The following is a 1,863-nucleotide window of genomic DNA, read 5'->3' on the forward strand; positions in this document are numbered from 1 at the left end:
GCGGCGGCCTGCGGGGCCGCGGTCGTCGTGGCGGTGGTGGCCGCCTTTTGCGCGACGTTGGCCGCGTTGCCGGCGGAAGTGTTGGCCGCCGCGTTGGCCACCGTGCTGGCCTGGGTGGTGGTGCCCGCGTCGTTGGTCACCTTCGGGGCGGCCTGGAACTGGGTGATGCCCTTGGTCGCCGCCGTGGACTGCACCGAGTAGTTGGCCATCGCCCCGGCATCCTGGGCCCAAAACTCGCCGTACTGGGCCTCCAACTGCGCGATCGCCCCGGTGTTCTGCCCGATCACGTTGGTGGCCTGCAACTGCTGCACCAACGCCCGGTTGGCCGCGATCACCGGCGGAGGCACCACCGCGGCGAACGCCGCCTCATAAGCCGCCGCCGCCGCGGCGGCCTGCACCGCGGCCTGCTCGGCCTGCGCCGCCGTGCTGGCCAGCCACTCCGCATACGGGGTGGCCGCGGCCGCCATCGCCGCCGAGGCCGTGCCCGCCCACTCCTCACTGGCCAGCTGGGTCACCACATTCTGATAACTCAACGCAGCCGACTGCAGCTCCGCGGCGATCGCATTCCACGCCGACGCCGCCGTCATCAACGACCCCGACCCCGGACCGGCATAAATCCGCGCCGAATTAACCTCCGGCGGAAGCGCCCCAAAATCAAACATCATTGGCTCCTTTAACCCGTCGCGGCCGCGTTGGCCGCCTCAGTCACCGCGTAGGACCCCGAGCTCATCCTCAGGGTGTTGACGAACATCTCGTGAATCGCCGTGCCCTGGGCGCTCACAGCCTGATACATCTGCGCATGCGCAGAGAACTGCGCCGCGGTCAGTGCCGACACTTCGTCGGCTGCGGCCGGCACGATCCCCGTCGTCGGGGCCGCCGCCGCGGCGTTCTGCGCGCTGAGCGCCGAACCGATGCTTTGCAGATCGCCAGCGGCCGCGGCCAGCGCCTCCGGCTGCGTCGTGACAAACGACATTAAGATCCCTCCCTGGTTTCGGCTCGCTGGCCTTTGAGGAACGGTTTGCCGGTGGGCTTACCGCAGGCGTGGCTTATTGCTGAGATTAAATGGGTCACGCGGTGCCTCGCCTCCCTAGTGCCGACTGTTCATTCGTGTACAACTTCCGTTCACCTGGCCTTTCCCTATCCGGCCGATGGGGGTCGGGTTAGGACGCTGTAGCGGAAGCCGTATTTGTGGGAGTAGCCCGCGGCGGCGCCGGCGCGGCGGCCCATGACGCCGGTGGGCATGCCGCGCAGCAGGGCGTTGCCCGGGGGGTTGCCGGCCGCGCCGGCCTGCACCGGCAGCGCCTCGGCCTCGGCGTTGGCCGGGCTGACCGCCGAGGTCAGCGTGGCCCACTGCTGGGGCACCGACAAACCCCCGACTTGGGTTGCCTGCCCGGCACCGGCCGAGACGACGTTGCTGCTGAGGCTGCCCAGGTTGCCCAGGCCCAACTGGGCGAACTGCGGCGTCGGGAACCACGCACCACCGGCACCAGCCGTGGTACCACCGGGACCCGACACCAACTGCTGAGCCAACTGCGACCAAAACGCCGGGATACCGTTCGAGAAATAAGCAAGACCCGAGGTCTGCTTGAGGATCACCGTGTACAAGGTGGGGTTGAGGCCCAAGTAGTTGTTGGTCGGCGTCGGCAACCCCGTCTGCAGGCCCTGGATCGCGTTGATCAGCCAGGTAAACGGCCCCGGCTGGGTGGTAGCCGCGGCCGTCACCTGCTGGGTCGGCGCCGCCGCCGTCACCAGCTGCGTGGTCGCCAGCTGCGACGTGCTCGAGGCCACCGTCTGGGCGGTGTTGCCCGCGGGCTGCTGAGCGGCCTGGGTCACCGCCAACGCCTGCTCGGCCACCCCATCAGG

Annotated in this window: 3 protein-coding genes; all 3 read right to left on the bottom strand. The window is 69.2% G+C overall.

What is annotated here, in order from left to right:
- A partial coding sequence (locus A5691_RS06940) for a PPE family protein (RefSeq protein WP_156675506.1) occupies positions 1-665 on the bottom strand: 665 nt, incomplete at its 3' end.
- An 8-nt stretch (positions 666-673) separates the two neighbouring features.
- On the bottom strand, positions 674-973 hold the full coding sequence (locus tag A5691_RS06945) for a PE family protein (protein ID WP_067758919.1): 300 nt from the start codon (positions 971-973) through the stop codon (positions 674-676).
- A gap of 164 nt (positions 974-1,137) precedes the next feature.
- The coding region (locus tag A5691_RS06950; RefSeq protein WP_197694364.1) for a PE/PPE C-terminal domain-containing protein at positions 1,138-1,863 on the bottom strand (726 nt) is incomplete at its 5' end.

This window comes from Mycobacterium sp. E183, assembly GCF_001667735.1.
Lineage (GTDB): Bacteria > Actinomycetota > Actinomycetes > Mycobacteriales > Mycobacteriaceae > Mycobacterium.

Coding starts and splice junctions, on each gene's coding strand:
- A5691_RS06945 (WP_067758919.1), bottom strand. CDS start 973: ATGTCGTTTGTCACGACGCAGCCGGAGGCGCTGGCCGCGGCCGCTGGC.